A 16463-nucleotide genomic window follows, 5' to 3' on the forward strand; every position below is an offset into this window, starting at 1 on the left:
CATTTGCGGCCAATAGCTTCCTGCGAGCTATCAACGATGGTATTACCCTCATTCACGATTATTGCGAACGGTGAAAACCGCATGAATGAGGTTTCAGGTGAGCATTTGACCACGTCCGTCCGTCACGCCGACATCCTGATTGTCGGCGGTGGCCTCAGCGGCGCAATGCTCGCGGTGCAGCTGCTGCGCCTGCCGGGCCAGCGTCAGATTCTGGTGATCGAGCCCCGGGTCGAACTGGGCCGGGGCGAAGCGTACAGCGCGGTTGAGCTGGGCCACACGCTCAACGGTAACGCGGCGCGAATGAGCGTCGATCCGGACAACGCCGACGACCTGACTCAATGGCTGACCGCTCACATTGCCGCTGGCGGCTGGCCGGAGTCGGATGAGCAACATGTGCCGGTCAGTGAACTGTTTCCGCCACGGGGGCTGTTTGGTGTCTACGTGCAGCAGCGACTGGCCGAAGCGCAGCAGGTGGGCGCGCGGACTGGTTCGACGGTCGAACATGTTCGCGCCGAAGTGGTTGATGTGCAGACTTCGGCGGATTCGGTGCAGCTCACCTTGGGCGACGGCCAGAGACTGCAAGGCGTTTTCGCGGTGCTCGCCACCGGGATGTTCCCCGCCGCCCGTACGCCGCAAAAGCAATCCAGCGGTCTCAACGCCGCCGGGCTCGATCCGTGGGATGTAAGCGCCATGCGCCAGCTCGATCCGCAATCGACGGTACTGATCATCGGCTCCGGCCTGACCATGGTCGATGCCGTGGTGTCGCTGGAGCAGGCCGGGCATCGCGGGCCGATCGAGGTGTTTTCACGGCACGGGCTGTTGCCCCATGTGCGACGACAGCCGCCGACGTGGGTGGACTTCCTCGCCGAGGATCACAGCATCCGCACGCCACGTCAGCTAGTGCGTGAGTTGCGCCGGCATTGTCGGGAAGCAATCGAGCAAGGTATCGACTGGCAGGCACCGCTGGATACGGTGCGCGCGCATATTGGTCGGCTGTGGAGCCAGGCGAGCGACGTGCAGCGCCGGCAATTCGTGCGGCATGTGCGGCCGTGGTGGGAAAGCCATCACCATCGTTCGCCGCCGCTGAGTGCAGAGCTGGTCGAACGTCTGCATCGCGAAGGGCGTCTGCGGATTCACGCCGGGTCCTATAAAGGCCTTGAGCCGGTCTCGGGCGGTGGTGTCGGCATTCGCATCCGCAGTCGGGGCGAGAGTGAAACGCGCGTGGTGCAAGGCGCGGCGCTGATCAATTCCAGCGGTATCGAATACGACTGGCGCCGGGTAGACCGGCCTTTACCCCAGCAGTTGCTGTCCCGTGGGCTGGTGCAGCCGGGGCCGTTGGCGTTGGGGATTGCGGCGGCGGTAGACGGTGCGGTGCTGGATGCGCAGGGAAATGTGTCACAACGACTGTTCGCGATGGGCCCGCCACTGAGAGGGATGTGGTGGGAAAGTACGGCGGTGACCGATGTTGCGTCGCAGGCCAAGGCGTTGGCCGCGCGGCTGGTGGCTCAATAGTCGTAGGCGAATCCGGAGTCGTTTTGCGCGACGTAAAGATTCTGCTCCACACTGCCCCTGGCCTCACGGTCAATGCCAACGGTTTCGACATCCAAGGTACCGGTCATGGCGACCGCCGGCCCGTGGCCATGTGCGCTGGCGATTGCAGCGGAAGTTGCACCGATCAGGGCGACGATAAACCCAAGGGCAATGAAGTCTTTCATGGGTCTGTACCAGAAAGTGGGAGGAAGATGACTGCCACTTTAGGGCTACGGGCGCCAGAAGAAAAAACACCTTTTCAGATAGTTGTTATCAAAGACGTTGATGCGTGATCAGCGCGGCAGGGTATTGCTCAGCCAGCGCTGGCGCATTTTCTCCAGACGACCGTCGGCGCGCAGCGTGTCCAGCGCCTGTTGCCAGCGTGCGACCTGCCTGGGATCGGTCTGGCGGGAGAACGCGATATAGGTGTCGCGCTTCATCAGCGGTATCTGATATTGCAGGCGGCCCGGCTCCATGCCTTGTTCGCGGGCGAGGGACGCGCTGGACAGCGTGTCGGACACCACGAAGTCCGTTCGCCCGAGACTGAACAGACGCATCATCTGCTCTGGGGTTTCCACACCATAGAGGTTGCTCAGGTCCTGTTCCTGCAAATAGCTGTAGACCAGCCATTTGCGCGGCACGGTGATCCGCCCCAGATGATCGGCCTCGCGCAGGCTGCGGACCGGTGGCTGGAAGTTGTCATGGGCATACAGCGCGGTTTCCACTTCGATCAGCGGCCCGACCCATTGATAGCGGTCATCCCGTGCGTCGGTGCGCAGCACGGTAAATACCCCGGTGTCCGGCGTCTCGCTGGCCATGCGCAGGGCACGCAGCAATGGCACTTGCTGCAGGTGAATGCGATCGCCGGTCTGCGCCGCCAGGGCCTGCACCACATCCACGCCGAAGCCCACCAGTTGATCGCCCTGAAGGAAATGCAGTGGAGGATGGTTGTCGGTGAGCAGTTGCAGATCTGCCGCATTGGCTGTCAGGGCCAGAAGAGACAACAGGCAGGCGGCAAAACGTTTCATGGATCGTCCCTGAAAATTCAATCGCCCAGCTTAGTATGCACGCGCGGTGGCTGTCGTGGGGAATCAGCGGGGCTTTTGTGTCAGAGAGCAGGGCGGTTTGGTAGTGGCGATGCGCCTTGTAGGAACGCGTGTGCTCCCACAAGGCTGCATCCATCACGAAGGGTCAGGACACCACGCGATAGCACGGCACATACGCCGCGCCGCCCGGCAGTTTCATCCGGTGCTGGGCGACGAAGGCTTTGAGCAGCAGATCGAGCGGTTGCATGATCGCGGCGTCGCCACGGATCTGGTACGGGCCGTGTTCTTCGATCAGGCGAATGCCCTTGTCCTTGACGTTGCCGGCAACGATCCCGGAGAACGCCCGGCGCAGATTGGCCGCCAGTTCATGGGCCGGCTGATCGCGGTGCAGCTTGAGGTTGGCCATGTTTTCGTGGGTCGGGTCGAACGGGCGCTGGAAGCCTTCGTCGATCTTCAGCAGCCAGTTGAAGTGGAACGCGTCGTTGCGCTCGCGGCGGAACTGCTTCACCGCTTTGAGGCCGGCAGTCATCTGCCGTGCCACTTCGGCCGGGTCGTCGATGATGATTTCGTAATGCTGCTTGGCTGCCTCGCCGAGGGTGGCGGTGACGAAGGCGTCCAGTTGTTCCAGGTATGGCGCGGCATGTTTCGGCCCGGTCAGGATCACCGGGAACGGCAGGCCGGCGTTGTCCGGGTGCATCAGGATGCCCAGCAGGTACAGGAACTCTTCGGCGGTGCCGGCGCCGCCCGGGAAGATGATGATGCCGTGGCCGACGCGGACGAAGGCCTCCAGGCGTTTTTCGATGTCAGGCAGGATCACCAGCTCATTGACGATCGGGTTCGGCGCTTCGGCGGCGATGATGCCCGGCTCGGTCAGGCCCAGGTAGCGGCCGCCGTGAATGCGTTGCTTGGCGTGGGCGATGGTCGCGCCTTTCATCGGGCCTTTCATCACGCCCGGGCCGCAGCCGGTGCAGATGTCGAGGCTGCGCAGGCCCAGTTCGTGGCCGACTTTCTTGGTGTATTTGTATTCTTCGGTGTTGATCGAGTGGCCGCCCCAGCACACGACGATTTTCGGCTCGACGCCCGGGCGCAGGGTGCGCGCGTTGCGCAACAGATGGAAGACGTAGTCGCTGATGCCCTGGGAGGTGCTGAGGTCGATGCTCAGGGCGTCGAGTTCGTTTTCGGTGTAGACGATGTCACGCAGGGCGCTGAACAGCATCTCCCGGGTGCTGGCGATCATTTCGCCGTCGACGAAGGCGTCGGCCGGGGCGTTCAGCAGTTCCAGACGCACGCCGCGATCCTGCTGGTGGATGCGGATTTCGAAGTCTTTGTAGGCTTCCAGAATGGTTTTCGCGTTGTCGACATGGGCGCCGGTGTTGAGGATGGCCAGGGCGCACTGGCGAAAGAGGGTGTAGGTGCTGCCGGTTCCGGCCTGGCTCAGTTGCTGAACTTCACGTTGGGAAAGGGTTTCCAGGCTGCCTTTTGGGCTGACCGAGGCATTGATTACGTGTCGTTGGGTCATGCAGTGATCCTTAAAACGATGTCATTGCCGGCCTGGCCAATGGCATCCGAATAGTGTGTATCCATGAATGAAGATGGCACGATCTGCGTGGTATCGCCATGTCCCCCGTTGGACGATGAAAAGATGAAAAGGAGCTCCAGCATAGCTAAATCCGTCTCAGAGGCGATAATGCGCCGGCCTCTTTTTATTTCAAGCCATGGAAGCCTGTCGCGATGTTCGAGATTCAACCGATCGATGCCATCACCTATCGCCAGCAGACCCGGCGCAGCACGCTGATTATCGCGGTGCTGTTCCTGGTGCTGGCGATGGCGTTTTCGACCGTGGCGGTGGCGCTGTTCGGCGAGCCGGGCGGGGATAACCTGCGGTTCAATGTCGGCGGGGTGTTCGGCGCATTTCTGTTGACGGCAGCGTTGTTGCGCGGGCGTTTCTGGAACCAGACCTGGATGGCCCCGGCGGTGTACGGCTGGCGGCTCAAGCGCAGCCTGATGAGCGTCACCAACGTCATGCATCAGGTGACGGCGGCGGTCGAGAAGGGCGATCCGACGGCGATGAAAGTGCTGCGTTTCTATCACCTGGGCCTGATGCAGATGCACGAACTGGACGGCAACTCCAGCGATCATGGGCAATTTCACCGGGAAGTCGAAGCACACAAGGCTCGGATGGAAACGCTCGGTCTGGACACCGATCAGACGCGCCTCGATCCGGCCTGGCTGGAAACCTTGAAGTCGCTTTAAAACGAAATGCGGGCGGCGCGACGCAGTTTCCATTTACGGATCAGACGCCCGTACACCAGCAGGTTGATCACCAGCACTACGCTCCCCAGTGCCAGCTGAATCTGCGGGGTCAGCCCCGCCGGGTAGATGATCGGCCAGACGTAATGTTCGATGAAACCGCCGGCGTATTCGGTCTGGCCGGCGGCGTGGCGCATCAGGTTTTCCCAGTAGGTCAGCGGGCAGGTCAGGTGCAACACCTCGACCATCACGCCCCAGGTGGCGGCCGGCAAATGCAGCCAGGCCACTCGGTGCCACTTGAGCACCAATAGCCCGCCGAACAGCACGAACAGAATGAAGGAAAGGTGAAACAGCACCAGCCCGTCGGCGGCAATTCGATACAGCATGTCGTCTCCCTGACGCAGATGTGAATGGCTGTCATGGTACGCCGCTAATCGGTTTGCAGCTGGGCGATTTCCGGCAACTGCGCAAGATTGTTCAAGCCAGCAAAAGGCATTTGCTGGCAGAGTCCGGGGTCTTGTCTCACGGTTGAAGAGCGTTATGTCTGACTCATTAATGCCGCGCAGTGCCTTTCTTCGCGGAGCCGCGGCGATCATGCCGTTATCCCTGGCGACCGCGCCGTGGGGGCTGCTGGCCGGCTCCATGGCGATCGAAGCCAACCTCACGCCACTGCAGGGGCAGGGCTTGTCCACCATCGTGTTTGCCGGTGCTGCGCAACTGGTGGCGATCGGCATGCTCAAGGGCGGTGCCGGGATATTCTCGATTCTGCTGACCACGCTGCTGCTGACGTCGCAGCATTTGCTCTACGGCATGAGCATGCGCCACGTGATTTCGCCGTTGCCGGGGCGCTGGCGCATTGGCCTGGGTTTTTTGCTCACCGACGAACTGTTCGCCCTGACCAGCCAGCACGACCGTCAGCAATTCAATCGCTGGTATGCCCTTGGCGTCGGCCTAACGTTCTATATCGCCTGGAACCTCTTCACCCTGGCCGGCATCGTGCTCGGCAGCAGCATTCCGGGGCTTGAGCACCTGGGGCTGGACTTCTCGATTGCCGCGACCTTCATCGCCCTGATCACCCCGGTGGTGCGCAATGTGCCGACGGTGGTTTGCGTGGCGGTGTCGTTGTTCTGCTCGGTGCTGTTCAGTTACTGGCAGTGGGGTTCGGCGCTGGTGCTGTCGGGGCTGGCGGGAATGATGGCCGGGTTTATCTGCAACAAGCTGTATCGGGAGCGCACATGATGATCTGGGCAGTGATTTTCGGCATGGGAATTCTGGTGTTCCTGAATCGCTATGTATTCCTTGAGCCGCGCTTGCCGGTGCGTTTGAGCAGCAACGCGCGGCAATTTCTCGGTTTTGCCGTGCCGGGCATGTTGACCGCGATTTGTGGGCCGATTGTATTCATGCCGGACAAACAACTGAATTTGCAGTGGGATAACCCTTATCTGCTGAGTTCACTAGTGGCAATCGGCCTGGTGATCTACACGCGTAATACGTTGCTTAGCATGCTATTGAGCATGGCGTTCTTCTTTCTGTTGCGCTGGTGGTTGTAAGTTGCCTGTCTGAATCTGTTCTACGCTGTAAGGATGACTGATGACTTATGACGGCGAGGTGAACATGGCAACGGAGCAGCAACGTCCCGAAGAAGATGAAGAACCGAGCGAAGAAGAGATCGAGCGGGAGAAACACAAGGAGCAGACCTGGAAACATGACGACAGCCGCGAGTTGTCCGATCGCGACCAGGAACGCCCGCTGAAACCCTGAACGCCACAACGAAAAAGCCCCGCGACTGCGGGGCTTTTTCGTTTCATCAAAGATCGTCCAGCTGTGTGAAATCGGGGTGCGAAGCCCGATAACCCAAGGTCTTGTCGATCCAGGCATTCAGCTCGTTGACCATCACCGGCGGGTGGCAGGGATAGTTTTGGAGAGTGGTGCGCAGGAGGCGGTCGATCTCGGGTACGTCACGCAGGTTTCGAGTCTTTATGTAGTGGGCGATAAAACAGTCGAGTTGAAAGCGTTCTGTCATGGACAGATAAATACACTCCAGGCCGTTGGCCTGTTTGATTGCAAAATCGTCGCGCAACTTAGTTCTCTGCAAGGCTTGTAAGTTTGTAGGGTATTCCCGGTTTGTTGACTCTTTGGTCAACTGGTATGCCAATAGGAAATGCGGCGCGCATGCTATCTGTAGTGTTACTAAATGTATGTATGACGATTGAAATGTCAGACAGGCGGTTGGTTTTAATCAAACGACTGATTCAATGATTGTTTCGAGTTTGAAACACTGACTGTAACGAACGGTTCTCACTTGCTGCGTGATATCAATTTGACTCACGTCTTCCGACTATTCGATAGACGTGCCGGCCCACAAAATATTTAAGCGACTACTTCAATCAACTCCGCTCCCTGATTGCGTGAGTTGCCGACAGCTTTGCCGACTTTGTGCCATTCGAACGCTTCGCTGCCCAACCCTTCGAACAGCAACATTTGCTCGGCACGCTCCACGGGCGTGGCCGGGTCGAGCCATTCCCGAGCGCCCTCGGCGGACAATACGATGGGGCGGCGATCATGCAGATCGAGCAGGCCGCCAGCGCTGTCGGCGGTGATGATCACAAAGCCGTCGTCTTCCCGTGGTTCTGATCCGGGTGTCGGAAATTGGCCGATGGCGGCGCAGAAAACCGGTTGATGGTCGAGTCGATGGATCAGCCAGGGTTGGCGGCTCTTGTCCGGCCCGTCGACCCACTCGAACCAGTTGTCGACCGGCACGATCAGGCGATGGCGCCAGATCGCCCGAAAGAACGGGCTGTGAACGACCTTTTCGACCCGCGCATTGATCGGTGCCGCGCGATCCCTGGCCCAGTGCGGGCGCCACCCCCAGCGCAGGTTGTCGGCGTACAAGCGGTGTTCGTGTTGATGCAGAATGGCCAGCGCGGTGGTGGGCGCCGCGTTGTAGCGTGCCAGTGGCGCATCGCCGACGTGATTGATCAGCGCATCGGGAATGCTCAGCACCGCGACGAAATCGTGGATGCCCCGGTACTGCGAGAGTCTTCCGCACATCGGCCGAACCTCCGGCGAACACTGCCTGAAGCTTCAGCTTAGTTGTGCGTATCAGTCCTTGCTGCCCTGGCCGGTGAAGGTGTCGCGCCAGGCCAGACAGCGACGTTCGAGTGTGGCGAGCAGGCCGTCGCTGAGTTTGCCCAGCAGCGCCAGAACGATGATCGCCGCCAGCACGATGTCCGGCCGCGAGGTTTCGCGCCCGTCACTCAGCAGATAGCCCAGGCCTTTGGTCGCCGCGATCAGTTCGGCCGCCACCAGAAACATCCACGCCAGACTCATGCCGCTGCGCAGCCCGGTGAACAGGCCGGGCAGGGCGGCGGGCAGCAGAATCCGCCGTACCAGTTGCAGGCGACTGAAGCCATAGATGTGGCCGACCTCCACCAGTTTGCGGTCGATGTTGCGGATCGCCGCGACCACGTTGACGTACACCGGGAAGAACGCGCCGATGGCAATCAGGACGATTTTCGAGGTCTCGTCGATGCCCAGCCACAGCAGCAACAGCGGCACCCAGGCCAGACTGGGAATCGAGCGCAGCGCGGCGAAGGTTGGTTCCAGATATGCCTCGGCCTCACGGCTCAGGCCGACCCACGCGGCAAACACCAATGCCAGACTCGCGCCGATGCCAAACCCGATCAGCACCCGGATCATGCTGGCACCGATGTGTTTCCACAGTGCGCCTTCGGCCAGATCGGTGAGGGTCAGGGCGACCTCGCTCGGCGCGGGCATCTGATAGGACGGCAGCCAGCCGACGCGCACGATGATCTCCAGGGCGATCACGATCAATAGCGGCAGGGTCAGTCCTTTAAACCGTCGCCGCCACAGCGGATTCAGCGGCCGATTTCGTTGGCGCGCCAGCGGCACGGTGAGGCGGGCGGGCAGGTCATTGCTCATGGAGGGTTCTCCGCTCACGACAAATCCGCGACGGACGCGGATTCGTTGTGAGCCTGATCGGTTACTGGGCGGCGACTTGCTGGAAACCGGTGTCGATCAATTGATCGATGACCTGATCGACATTCACCCCACGGCGCACCAGCTCTTCGGAGACCAGAATCGGCGCGGCAGCTTTCGAGGCGAGCACGTCCTTGGCGGTGAGTTGCGGGCTGCTCAGGTCGGTGCGCGACAGTTGCAGCCTGGCCACATCCAGCGGCAGGCCGGATTCGCTGGCGAGCAACTTGGCCAGTTCGTCCGGGTTCTTTACCGACCACTCGCGAGCCTGTTCATAGGCCTTGATCACGGTGTCGATGGTTTGTGGGTGTTCCTTGGCGTATTGCTCGGTGACGCTGACCACGCCGTAGCTGTTGAAGTCGCGATTGCGGTACAGCAGGCGCGAACCCGCCTGTACCTGGCTGGCGGCCATGTGCGGATCGAGGCCGGCCCAAGCGTCGACGTCGCCTTTTTCCAGCGCGGTGCGGCCGTCCGGGTGTTGCAGGTGCACCAGTTCGACGTTGTCCTTTTTCAGCCCGGCCTGTTGCAGGCTGCGCAGGGTGAACAGGTACGGGTCGGTGCCTTTGGTGGCGGCGATTTTTTTGCCCTTGAGGTCGGCGACGGTCTGGATCGGCGAGTCCTTGCGCACCACCAGCGCGGTCCACTCGGCGCGGCTGTAAACGTACACCGATTTGATCGGGCTGCCGTTGGCGCGGCTCAGCACCGCCGCGAGACTGGCCGACGAGGCGAAATCCACGCCGCCGCTGTTGAGGTATTCCAGCGATCGGTTGCTGCCCTGGCTCAGCACCCAGCTGACCTTGCTCTGAGGCAAGGCCTTTTCCAGATAACCCAGATGTTTCAGCGCCAGGCTGACGGGGGAGTAATAGGCATAGTCCAGATGCACTTCAGCGGGCGGCGTTTCCGCTGCGTGGGCGAGAGGTTGCAGGCTCAGGGCTACAGCGCAGGCCGCGAGCAGAGTTTTGACTCGGGAAAACGGTAAGCGGGATTTCATGGGCACGCTCCGGCAAGGCAACAGTTTCTTATGTCCAGAAAGATATTTTTATCAAATGCTTCCTGCATGAATGGAATATTGCAGGCTCTGTGCCATATGCTCCGAGTGCCGTGTTTACGGGGTTTTGATGCGATTTACGCGCTTTGAACTGTTGCCGGGAAAACACTGTGCCGTGCCACTGTTGCCAGGCCAACAGCGGTTGTCGGTGGTACTGAGCTTATTCTTTAATCGAATTTCAAATGCGATTTACAAGAGCGTTATGGTCTATAAAAAATCTCCTTTGCAGGACTCGCCATGAAGCTCTCCCGTTTCCTACGCGCTGCGTTGACCAGCGCCTTGATTGCCTCGCCTCTGACTTACGCTGCAGAACCTGTGGTCCTGCACGTCGGTGACCAGAATTACTACAACATCCGCGCCTCGGTAGAAGCTTCCGGGGTATTGAAGGACGCGCCATACACGGTCGACTGGAAACACTTCCAGGCCGCCGCGCCGTTGGCCGAAGCGTTGCAGACCGGTTCGCTGGATCTGGGCTTTCTCGGCGATTCGGGTTTTCTGTTCCTCGCCGCGAAACAGGCACCGGTGAAACTGATCGGCGTGTCGCGGCAAAACCCGGACACCATCGCTTTGTTGGTGCCCAAGGATTCGCCGGTGAAAACCATCGAGGACCTGAAGGGCAAGAAAGTCGCTTTCTGGCCGGGCGCCTGGAGCCAGCAGTTGACCTTGCGCGCTCTGGAGCAGAATGGGTTGCCGGAGAATTACGTCGACTTCGTCAAACTGATGCCGATTGACGCGGCAGCGGCATTACCTCAGGGCAGCATCGATGCCTTCCCGGTGTGGGAACCGTACATTTCCCAGCAGATCGTGTTCTCCGGTGCACGACCGATTCTGACCGCAAAAAACCTGATGCCGGGTTTGAGCGCCATCGCCGCTTCCGCGCCGTCCATCGACAGCAAGCGTGAGGCGATTGCCGATTTTCTCGGGCGCCTGAAGCAGGCCCGGGCCTGGGTCGACAGTCACACCGACGAATACGCGGATCTGTGGGCGAAGAAAGCCAATCTCGATCAAGAAGTCTCACGGCACTGGTTGCGCCAGGCGCACATGACGGTCAGCCCGGTAGATCAGCAAGCCGCTGCCGACCTGCAAGGCACCGCGGACTTCCTGTTCAAGGTCAAGGCGTTGCCGGCGCCGCTGACCACGGCGGGGATTATCGACACCTCGTTCCAGCAGGCATTGGCGCACTGAGTGAGCACCGGAACAAAACCCTGTTATCTTTATCCAACCTCGGCCCATTTCGGTGGGCCGCAGGGAGGCAGCAGCGGCGAGGGAGTTTTGCCAATCGACAACGTGACCGCAACGGTCGGGCTCAAGGCAAAACATGAAACTCTGGTTCAAGCTTTTCTGCGCTGCGTCCATCATCACCGCGCTGGCCGGTTGCATTGCCGCTCCCATCGAGCTGACCGCGCAAACCCGCTCGCGCCTGGATGCGCAGGCGCCGGTGAAGTTTCTGCTGACCTTCGATGACGGCCCCAGTGCTTCGAGTTTCTACAACCCCACTGAAACCGTGCTCGACAGCCTGAAAGACAACCCGCTGCAACCAAACATCAAAGCGGTGTTTTTCGTCCAGACCCGTGCACCGAGGGCCGGCAACAGCGAAATCGGCCGGCGGATCATGCACCGCGAGCACGATGAAGGGCACATTCTTGGTTTTCACACCGCCACGCACTGGCACACCAATCACCGTTCGCTCGATCCGCAGGAGCTCGAAACCTCATTGACCAATGGCACGGCGGACATCGCAGCGATCACCGGCACGCCACCGATTTTGCTACGCCCGCCCTTCTGGAACTACGACAAACGTACGTTCGCGGCCTATCAGCGACATGGTCTGCATGTATTGCTCACGGACCTGAGCGCCAACGACGGCAAGATCTGGGGCTTCAACGGCAGCCCCAGACGCCGGGCCAATATGTTGCGTCAGCTCTCGGAAGTACGTGAGCGGATCGCCCTCGGTGAATTGCCGACGGTGGACGGGGTGATTCCGGTGGTGGTGACCTTCCATGACCTCAACCGTTATACCGCGCGACATGCCCGCGAATATCTGCAGATCCTGCTCGACAGCGCTGCTGCCACAGGCGTGCGCCTGGCCGATAAACCGTTCTACGACGATCACGCACTGCTGGAAAAAGCGGCACTGGCGCGGACGGTGCAGAAGAGCTCGGATCCGGTGCAATTGCCGGGGATCTGGAACTGGATCTGGGGGCGCGACGCCAACTGATCGGTGTTGCGCAAGGATGTGAAGCGGTTGGCATTTTCTGCGATCGAGCGCTTGCGCAAGGTCGAAAAAGCTCATCTATGCTCAATCGATCAACCGATCCTTCGCCCGCGAGGCGTCCGCCCATGCTTGCCATTGCCGACATTTGCCGCATCGTCGAGTCCGGCTTTTCGCCCCTTTACTGTGACTGCACGCAAACGGGGCAGGGGCTGTTGCAGATCAAGGTTTACGAGCCGGACAGCGGGCGGGTCGATCTGCTGCTCAACGGTGTGTCACCGGAGCATCTGGTCACCATTCGTGACATCTCCAACTTCATCGGTGAGTTGCGCACTGAAATGAGTGCCGGGCGTCGGGCGTTCGCCGGTTGACTCAGAGTCGGCGCTGAAAGGCGCGGACGATTTGCAGGGTTGCTTCACTGACACTCAGGTTCTGCACCGCATTCAGCGGATGCCAGATGCAATCGATGATCTCGTTCTGTGGCCGTACTTCATCAATATTCAGTACCGACGCCTCGTAGACATGGTGGCGCGTGCCGCCAGCCTCCAGCTCCATCAGATACAGCATGCCATCGGCGAGCAGGCCGGTTTCTTCCTCAAGTTCACGCGTCGCGGCGTCGGCCCTGGTCTCGCCGGGCTCGACCTTGCCGCCCGGCAAGTTCCAGCGGCATCGGGGTTTGCGCACCAGGAGAATGTGTCGATCCTGTTCGCAGATGATGGTTGCACGTACTTTCATTTGTTACCCGATTGCCGGTTGTCATGAATCGGTCATGAAAATGCAATATTCAAGCCGTGCCTCGGTTTAGAGGCGCTTGTGATGTCAGAGTGGTCGAAAAGCGCAAAAGTGCCAGACGCTTGACGCCGCTGTGGGGCGACGTCTGGTCGGCACACCCTGTCGTACCCGGTGTAAGGTGCAAAAGTGCAGTTGATCGATAGTCGACAGGAGGTTCCTATGAGCATGGCGATGCTGAACAAAATGCACATGAATGGCTACGACGTACTCAGCGTGAACAACGGCCCGTGGCGGGTCTGCACGCAAGGTGATCGATTGGCGTCATTCGCCAGCCGGGAGGAAGCACTGGCGTACGCCGCTGCACTTCCGGGTTACAAAAGCCGCACCCACGGCCGCAAGACAGGCTGAAGGCCTGCAATGAAAAAGCCCCGGATTGTCCGGGGCTTTTTGTTTTGGGGATGGCATCAGTGGATTTTGGTTCGGCTGATGGCGCGGGCTTTCACTTCCCTGGCATAGAGTTGCAAACGTTCTTCATCGCTTTGCAGCACCTCGCAGGACCTGAGCACGCTTTGCGCATCCGCCTCGTTGCCGGACTTGCGCAACTGCTCGGCAATACGCTTGAGGTCGACCGCCGACCATCTCAGGTCCGATGCCACGCTTTGCAGGTCACGTTGAAGTTCGTGTTCGTATTCATTGAGCCGCATGATCACCTCCGGAACATTCTCGGTAGAAAATAGTAGCCGCATTTTCCGGGAGCAGGGCAAGAGGTTCTGGTCAATGAGCTGAACGGCCGTGAACAGGCTGCCGTTGGTCGGAGCAATTGTTTGCCGTGGCGCCGGAGAGCCCGGTTTTCGGGGGCAAAGCATTGCGCCACGATGGATGTTCAACCAGTAACAGGGTAAATTCGCGCTTTTTAAGATGAAGGATTCAATATGCGGATGTTGATCGGGGGCCTGCTGATGGCCGCGTTGGCCGGGTGTTCACTTCCGGCATCGCTGGTCCCGGGCGAGCCGAATCTCAGCAAGGTCAGTGGCAAGGCTCCCAAGGACTACGCCGCATGCGTGTTGCCGTTGTGGCAGCAGGATATTCCCAAGACTTCGCAGGTCGCGATTTCCAACGGTTACCGGATCACGGCGCCAAGCATCGTCACGGCCGACGAGATTCTCGATATCGTCAAGTACAAGGATGGCAGCCGCGTGTCGCTGTACCAGGGGCCACCGTGGGCCAAGTCCGGCTCGCTGCGCAAATCGGTACGCGATTGCCTCTGAGGCAGAACGGCCGAAATGAAAAAGCAGAAACCGTGTGATCGGTTTCTGCTTTTTTTTGCCTGTCAGTCGGTGATGTCGGTGAGCGGGATGCCCGAGCCGGCGGTCTTCTTGTCGCGACGATCCTGAATCCAGTTTTCCACCTGGCTGTTGAATTCCGCCGGCGCCTTGCGCCCGACCTTTCTGGCGATATCGAGAATGGTCTGCTGGGCCAGGGCTTCTTCCATGCGCTTCTGCGCAACCATCATCGCCCCGTGAATCGAACAGGTCCCGTCCACTGCCCAATCCGGGGGCGAGCCGTCAAATAGCGCACAACGCCCGCGGATGTCCCGGCATTCGAAAATGTTTTTCGGGCCGTCGATGGCATTGACGATATCGAGCAGGGTGATCTCGTCCGCCGGGCGCGCCAGGGTAAAGCCACCGCGCACGCCGCCGGTGGCCACCACCAGTTTGCCCTTGGCCAGTTTGGTGAAGATCTTCGCCAGGTAATCCAGCGGCACCCCCTGCAGGTCAGCCAGGTCGCGCACGCTCGCTTCGCGACTGTCACCACCGCTGCCCACCAGAAACGCCAGGCAATGGATGCCGTACTCGACGCCCGCACTGTAAAGCGACATAGCTATCTCCGACTGTAATTGTCGCAGATGTTAGCAGGGTAATTCATGGCGGACAAATCTGATAAGCGCCTGAATCTTTGCCTTGAAGCCCGTTTGTTCTCGGCGTGCTGCGATTTATATGGTTTGAGCATCCTCGGAAGGGGTCGTGTCAGCTATCGATAATTTCGATTCGAATGATCGAATAATCTGACTTGTTGGATATAACGGCGACCAATACAGTCGCCGTTATCCGGTGAGCAGTGTTCTACGCTTTCAGAACCCCCAAGCGTGCCGACTCCCGATAAACGTGAATTCTTGAACCTCTTTCTAAGACTTGGCTTCGGGCCTGGAGACAACAATGAAACAGCACATTCTGGTAGTCGGCGCAGGTTTTGGTGGCATGTGGACGGCGTTGAGTGCGACCCGTCTGGTCGACATTCACAACCGCGACAACATCGACGTCACCGTGCTGGCGCCGCAGGCGGAACTGCGTGTACGTCCGCGTTTCTACGAGCCGAATGCCCACACGCTGGCCGCGCCGCTGGGCGATCTGTTCGATGCGGTAGGTGTCAACTTCATCAAGGGCGCCGCGAACACTATCGACGTGAACGCCAAAACCGTGGGCTACACCGACGCCAACGGCGCCGCTCAGGTTTTCCATTACGACAAGCTGGTACTGGCTTCCGGCAGTGGTCTGGCGCTGCCGGATACCCCGGGCGTCGCAGAATACGCCTTTGACGTTGACCGGATCGAAGCGGCAATTCGCCTGGAAAACCACCTGAAATCCCTGGCCGATCAGCCTGCGAGCCAGGCGCGCAACACCGTGGTGGTGGCTGGCGGCGGCTTCACCGGCATCGAAACCGCGACCGAAATGCCGGCGCGTCTGCGGGAAGTGCTGGGCGATCAGGCTGACGTACAAGTGATCATCGTCGACCGTGGGCAGAAAGTCGGTGCGGCCATGGGCGAAGCCATCAGCGTCTCGATTGCCGAAGCGAGCGAAGCACTCGGCGTCGAATGGCGACTGGGTGTGTCGGTGCTCTCGGTCGATGAGAACGGCGTGACCCTGTCGGACGGCCAGCGCATCGAGGCAAAAACCGTGGTCTGGACCACCGGCGTGCGCGCCAGCTCCCTGACTGAGCAGATTCCTGCCGAACGTGATCGTCAGGGTCGTCTGCATGTCGATGCACACCTGAAAGTCATCGGCCAGGACGATATCTTCGCCACCGGCGACGTGGCTTATGCGGCCACCGACGACATCGGCAACTTCGCCCTGATGACCTGCCAGCACGCGATCTCCCTCGGCCGGCATGCCGGTAACAACGTGGCGGCGCAGATTCTCGGTGTCGATCCGACGCCGTACAGCCAGCCGAAATACGTGACCTGCCTCGACCTCGGCGCCTGGGGCGCGGTGTACACCGAGGGCTGGGATCGTCAGGTGAAACTGGTGAAGGAGGAGGGCAAGTCGCTCAAGACCCAGATCAACACCCAATGGATCTACCCGCCGGCCGCTGACCGTGCCATTGCGCTGGCGGCTGCTGATCCGATGATCCCCGTCGTCGCGTAACCAAGCGCAGTCCGAAAAGTCCCGCTTTCGAGCGGGATTTTTTTCGCCAGCCCTTTTTTACCTGCATCAAGGCTATGACTAAAAGTCATTGCCCCATGATTTTTAATGGTTACGGGTGGCCTGATACCCGGTGTTAAAAAATCGCAAACACAGCTCATCAATAACAACCAGAGAGCGTTTGCAGCCATGTCCCGATTCTCCCTTCGCGTCTCCCCACGTCCGTTATT

At 60.0% G+C, this 16463-nt stretch carries 22 protein-coding genes; 11 read left to right on the plus strand and 11 right to left on the minus strand.

The features are described from left to right. Positions 1-81 precede the first annotated feature (81 nt). The gene (locus ACKLNA_RS02980) at positions 82-1512 is read left to right on the plus strand and encodes an FAD/NAD(P)-binding protein (RefSeq protein WP_408984807.1); all 1431 of its coding nucleotides are present in this window, start codon (positions 82-84) and stop codon (positions 1510-1512) included. On the opposite strand, the gene ACKLNA_RS02985 is transcribed toward ACKLNA_RS02980, so the two are convergent. The 3 genes from ACKLNA_RS02985 to ppnN form a co-directional block, all read right to left on the minus strand. Then, a complete protein-coding gene (locus ACKLNA_RS02985; protein ID WP_408984808.1) occupies positions 1506-1715 on the minus strand; it encodes a hypothetical protein in 210 nt (69 codons plus the stop codon). The two genes, ACKLNA_RS02980 and ACKLNA_RS02985, sit on opposite strands and share 7 nt — an antisense overlap. Positions 1716-1823: 108 nt before the next feature. Continuing rightward, positions 1824-2558 (minus strand): ABC transporter substrate-binding protein, encoded by a 735-nt coding sequence (locus ACKLNA_RS02990; RefSeq protein WP_192551922.1) that lies wholly within the window; start codon positions 2556-2558, stop codon positions 1824-1826. Between the two features lie 163 nt (positions 2559-2721). After that, entirely contained in the window at positions 2722-4095 is a 1374-nt protein-coding gene (gene ppnN, locus ACKLNA_RS02995) for a nucleotide 5'-monophosphate nucleosidase PpnN (protein ID WP_085711405.1), read from the minus strand. Between the two features lie 212 nt (positions 4096-4307). Here ppnN and ACKLNA_RS03000 point away from each other — a divergent pair, with 212 nt between their 5' ends. Continuing rightward, complete coding sequence (locus tag ACKLNA_RS03000; RefSeq protein ID WP_408984809.1) at positions 4308-4829, plus strand: DUF3087 domain-containing protein; 522 nt, start codon at positions 4308-4310, stop codon at positions 4827-4829. Here ACKLNA_RS03000 and ACKLNA_RS03005 read toward each other — a convergent pair. Beyond that, positions 4826-5212 (minus strand): DUF2784 domain-containing protein, encoded by a 387-nt coding sequence (locus ACKLNA_RS03005; RefSeq protein ID WP_408984810.1) that lies wholly within the window; start codon positions 5210-5212, stop codon positions 4826-4828. The two genes, ACKLNA_RS03000 and ACKLNA_RS03005, sit on opposite strands and share 4 nt — an antisense overlap. 154 nt (positions 5213-5366) lie before the next feature. On the opposite strand from ACKLNA_RS03005, the gene ACKLNA_RS03010 reads away from it, so the two are divergent. Genes ACKLNA_RS03010 through ACKLNA_RS03020 form a run of 3 tightly spaced genes read left to right on the plus strand, consistent with a single transcriptional unit; the run spans position 5367 to position 6587 of the window. After that, positions 5367-6065 carry an AzlC family ABC transporter permease gene (locus tag ACKLNA_RS03010; RefSeq protein WP_085711402.1) on the plus strand — a complete coding sequence of 233 codons (699 nt, stop codon included), beginning with the start codon at positions 5367-5369 and terminating at the stop codon, positions 6063-6065. Beyond that, complete coding sequence (locus ACKLNA_RS03015; protein WP_167443797.1) at positions 6065-6376, plus strand: AzlD domain-containing protein; 312 nt, start codon at positions 6065-6067, stop codon at positions 6374-6376. The genes ACKLNA_RS03010 and ACKLNA_RS03015 overlap by 1 nt, the downstream gene beginning before the upstream one ends. Before the next feature lie 40 nt (positions 6377-6416). After that, entirely contained in the window at positions 6417-6587 is a 171-nt protein-coding gene (locus ACKLNA_RS03020; RefSeq protein ID WP_167748741.1) for a hypothetical protein, read from the plus strand. A gap of 46 nt (positions 6588-6633) precedes the next feature. Here the strand turns inward: ACKLNA_RS03020 and ACKLNA_RS03025 are convergent, their stop codons facing one another. The 4 genes from ACKLNA_RS03025 to ACKLNA_RS03040 form a co-directional block, all read right to left on the minus strand. Then, positions 6634-6906, minus strand: coding sequence for a hypothetical protein (locus ACKLNA_RS03025; RefSeq protein WP_085711400.1), 273 nt, complete (start codon positions 6904-6906; stop codon positions 6634-6636). A 290-nt stretch (positions 6907-7196) separates the two neighbouring features. Then, complete coding sequence (locus tag ACKLNA_RS03030; protein ID WP_408984811.1) at positions 7197-7877, minus strand: SOS response-associated peptidase family protein; 681 nt, start codon at positions 7875-7877, stop codon at positions 7197-7199. Positions 7878-7928: 51 nt separating this feature from the next. Then, positions 7929-8768: an ABC transporter permease gene (locus tag ACKLNA_RS03035; protein WP_408984812.1), complete on the minus strand. Its 840-nt coding sequence runs from the start codon at positions 8766-8768 to the stop codon at positions 7929-7931. Positions 8769-8829: 61 nt separating this feature from the next. Continuing rightward, positions 8830-9813, minus strand: a complete 984-nt coding sequence (locus ACKLNA_RS03040) for an aliphatic sulfonate ABC transporter substrate-binding protein (RefSeq protein WP_408984813.1) — start codon at positions 9811-9813, stop codon at positions 8830-8832. Positions 9814-10107: 294 nt separating this feature from the next. Here ACKLNA_RS03040 and ACKLNA_RS03045 point away from each other — a divergent pair, with 294 nt between their 5' ends. From ACKLNA_RS03045 to ACKLNA_RS03055, 3 genes are all read left to right on the plus strand, one after another. Beyond that, positions 10108-11055: an ABC transporter substrate-binding protein gene (locus tag ACKLNA_RS03045; RefSeq protein ID WP_408984814.1), complete on the plus strand. Its 948-nt coding sequence runs from the start codon at positions 10108-10110 to the stop codon at positions 11053-11055. Positions 11056-11188: 133 nt separating this feature from the next. Next, a complete protein-coding gene (locus ACKLNA_RS03050) occupies positions 11189-12088 on the plus strand; it encodes a polysaccharide deacetylase family protein (protein ID WP_408984815.1) in 900 nt (299 codons plus the stop codon). Between the two features lie 122 nt (positions 12089-12210). Beyond that, on the plus strand, positions 12211-12453 hold the full coding sequence (locus ACKLNA_RS03055; protein ID WP_085731940.1) for a DUF1652 domain-containing protein: 243 nt from the start codon (positions 12211-12213) through the stop codon (positions 12451-12453). A 1-nt stretch (position 12454) separates the two neighbouring features. Here the strand turns inward: ACKLNA_RS03055 and ACKLNA_RS03060 are convergent, their stop codons facing one another. Continuing rightward, on the minus strand, positions 12455-12817 hold the full coding sequence (locus ACKLNA_RS03060) for an NUDIX hydrolase (RefSeq protein ID WP_085711393.1): 363 nt from the start codon (positions 12815-12817) through the stop codon (positions 12455-12457). A gap of 216 nt (positions 12818-13033) precedes the next feature. Between ACKLNA_RS03060 and ACKLNA_RS03065 the strand changes: the two genes are divergently transcribed. After that, complete coding sequence (locus ACKLNA_RS03065) at positions 13034-13222, plus strand: DUF2188 domain-containing protein (RefSeq protein ID WP_114883693.1); 189 nt, start codon at positions 13034-13036, stop codon at positions 13220-13222. Between the two features lie 56 nt (positions 13223-13278). Here the strand turns inward: ACKLNA_RS03065 and ACKLNA_RS03070 are convergent, their stop codons facing one another. After that, positions 13279-13518 carry a hypothetical protein gene (locus ACKLNA_RS03070; protein ID WP_085711391.1) on the minus strand — a complete coding sequence of 80 codons (240 nt, stop codon included), beginning with the start codon at positions 13516-13518 and terminating at the stop codon, positions 13279-13281. A gap of 228 nt (positions 13519-13746) precedes the next feature. Here ACKLNA_RS03070 and ACKLNA_RS03075 point away from each other — a divergent pair, with 228 nt between their 5' ends. Then, positions 13747-14082, plus strand: a complete 336-nt coding sequence (locus ACKLNA_RS03075; protein WP_065259781.1) for a hypothetical protein — start codon at positions 13747-13749, stop codon at positions 14080-14082. A gap of 62 nt (positions 14083-14144) precedes the next feature. On the opposite strand, the gene ACKLNA_RS03080 is transcribed toward ACKLNA_RS03075, so the two are convergent. Further along, a complete protein-coding gene (locus tag ACKLNA_RS03080; protein WP_114883691.1) occupies positions 14145-14693 on the minus strand; it encodes an Rrf2 family transcriptional regulator in 549 nt (182 codons plus the stop codon). A gap of 337 nt (positions 14694-15030) precedes the next feature. Here ACKLNA_RS03080 and ACKLNA_RS03085 point away from each other — a divergent pair, with 337 nt between their 5' ends. Then, positions 15031-16236, plus strand: a complete 1206-nt coding sequence (locus ACKLNA_RS03085) for an NAD(P)/FAD-dependent oxidoreductase (protein ID WP_408984816.1) — start codon at positions 15031-15033, stop codon at positions 16234-16236. The last annotated feature ends 227 nt before the right edge of the window (positions 16237-16463 follow it).

Source organism: Pseudomonas sp. UV AK001 (genome assembly GCF_046097675.1).
GTDB classification, from domain to species: Bacteria; Pseudomonadota; Gammaproteobacteria; order Pseudomonadales; family Pseudomonadaceae; genus Aquipseudomonas; species Aquipseudomonas kribbensis.

What these genes read in the sequence shown, in the direction of transcription:
- ACKLNA_RS02980 (WP_408984807.1), top strand. Translation starts at nt 82, where the DNA reads ATGAATGAGGTTTCAGGTGAGCATTTGACCACGTCCGTCCGTCACGCC.
- ACKLNA_RS02985 (WP_408984808.1), bottom strand. Translation starts at nt 1,715, where the DNA reads ATGAAAGACTTCATTGCCCTTGGGTTTATCGTCGCCCTGATCGGTGCA.
- ACKLNA_RS02990 (WP_192551922.1), bottom strand. Translation starts at nt 2,558, where the DNA reads ATGAAACGTTTTGCCGCCTGCCTGTTGTCTCTTCTGGCCCTGACAGCC.
- ppnN (WP_085711405.1), bottom strand. Translation starts at nt 4,095, where the DNA reads ATGACCCAACGACACGTAATCAATGCCTCGGTCAGCCCAAAAGGCAGC.
- ACKLNA_RS03000 (WP_408984809.1), top strand. Translation starts at nt 4,308, where the DNA reads ATGTTCGAGATTCAACCGATCGATGCCATCACCTATCGCCAGCAGACC.
- ACKLNA_RS03005 (WP_408984810.1), bottom strand. Translation starts at nt 5,212, where the DNA reads ATGCTGTATCGAATTGCCGCCGACGGGCTGGTGCTGTTTCACCTTTCC.
- ACKLNA_RS03010 (WP_085711402.1), top strand. Translation starts at nt 5,367, where the DNA reads ATGTCTGACTCATTAATGCCGCGCAGTGCCTTTCTTCGCGGAGCCGCG.
- ACKLNA_RS03015 (WP_167443797.1), top strand. Translation starts at nt 6,065, where the DNA reads ATGATCTGGGCAGTGATTTTCGGCATGGGAATTCTGGTGTTCCTGAAT.
- ACKLNA_RS03020 (WP_167748741.1), top strand. Translation starts at nt 6,417, where the DNA reads ATGACTTATGACGGCGAGGTGAACATGGCAACGGAGCAGCAACGTCCC.
- ACKLNA_RS03030 (WP_408984811.1), bottom strand. Translation starts at nt 7,877, where the DNA reads ATGTGCGGAAGACTCTCGCAGTACCGGGGCATCCACGATTTCGTCGCG.
- ACKLNA_RS03035 (WP_408984812.1), bottom strand. Translation starts at nt 8,768, where the DNA reads ATGAGCAATGACCTGCCCGCCCGCCTCACCGTGCCGCTGGCGCGCCAA.
- ACKLNA_RS03040 (WP_408984813.1), bottom strand. Translation starts at nt 9,813, where the DNA reads ATGAAATCCCGCTTACCGTTTTCCCGAGTCAAAACTCTGCTCGCGGCC.
- ACKLNA_RS03045 (WP_408984814.1), top strand. Translation starts at nt 10,108, where the DNA reads ATGAAGCTCTCCCGTTTCCTACGCGCTGCGTTGACCAGCGCCTTGATT.
- ACKLNA_RS03050 (WP_408984815.1), top strand. Translation starts at nt 11,189, where the DNA reads ATGAAACTCTGGTTCAAGCTTTTCTGCGCTGCGTCCATCATCACCGCG.
- ACKLNA_RS03055 (WP_085731940.1), top strand. Translation starts at nt 12,211, where the DNA reads ATGCTTGCCATTGCCGACATTTGCCGCATCGTCGAGTCCGGCTTTTCG.
- ACKLNA_RS03060 (WP_085711393.1), bottom strand. Translation starts at nt 12,817, where the DNA reads ATGAAAGTACGTGCAACCATCATCTGCGAACAGGATCGACACATTCTC.
- ACKLNA_RS03065 (WP_114883693.1), top strand. Translation starts at nt 13,034, where the DNA reads ATGAGCATGGCGATGCTGAACAAAATGCACATGAATGGCTACGACGTA.
- ACKLNA_RS03070 (WP_085711391.1), bottom strand. Translation starts at nt 13,518, where the DNA reads ATGCGGCTCAATGAATACGAACACGAACTTCAACGTGACCTGCAAAGC.
- ACKLNA_RS03075 (WP_065259781.1), top strand. Translation starts at nt 13,747, where the DNA reads ATGCGGATGTTGATCGGGGGCCTGCTGATGGCCGCGTTGGCCGGGTGT.
- ACKLNA_RS03080 (WP_114883691.1), bottom strand. Translation starts at nt 14,693, where the DNA reads ATGTCGCTTTACAGTGCGGGCGTCGAGTACGGCATCCATTGCCTGGCG.
- ACKLNA_RS03085 (WP_408984816.1), top strand. Translation starts at nt 15,031, where the DNA reads ATGAAACAGCACATTCTGGTAGTCGGCGCAGGTTTTGGTGGCATGTGG.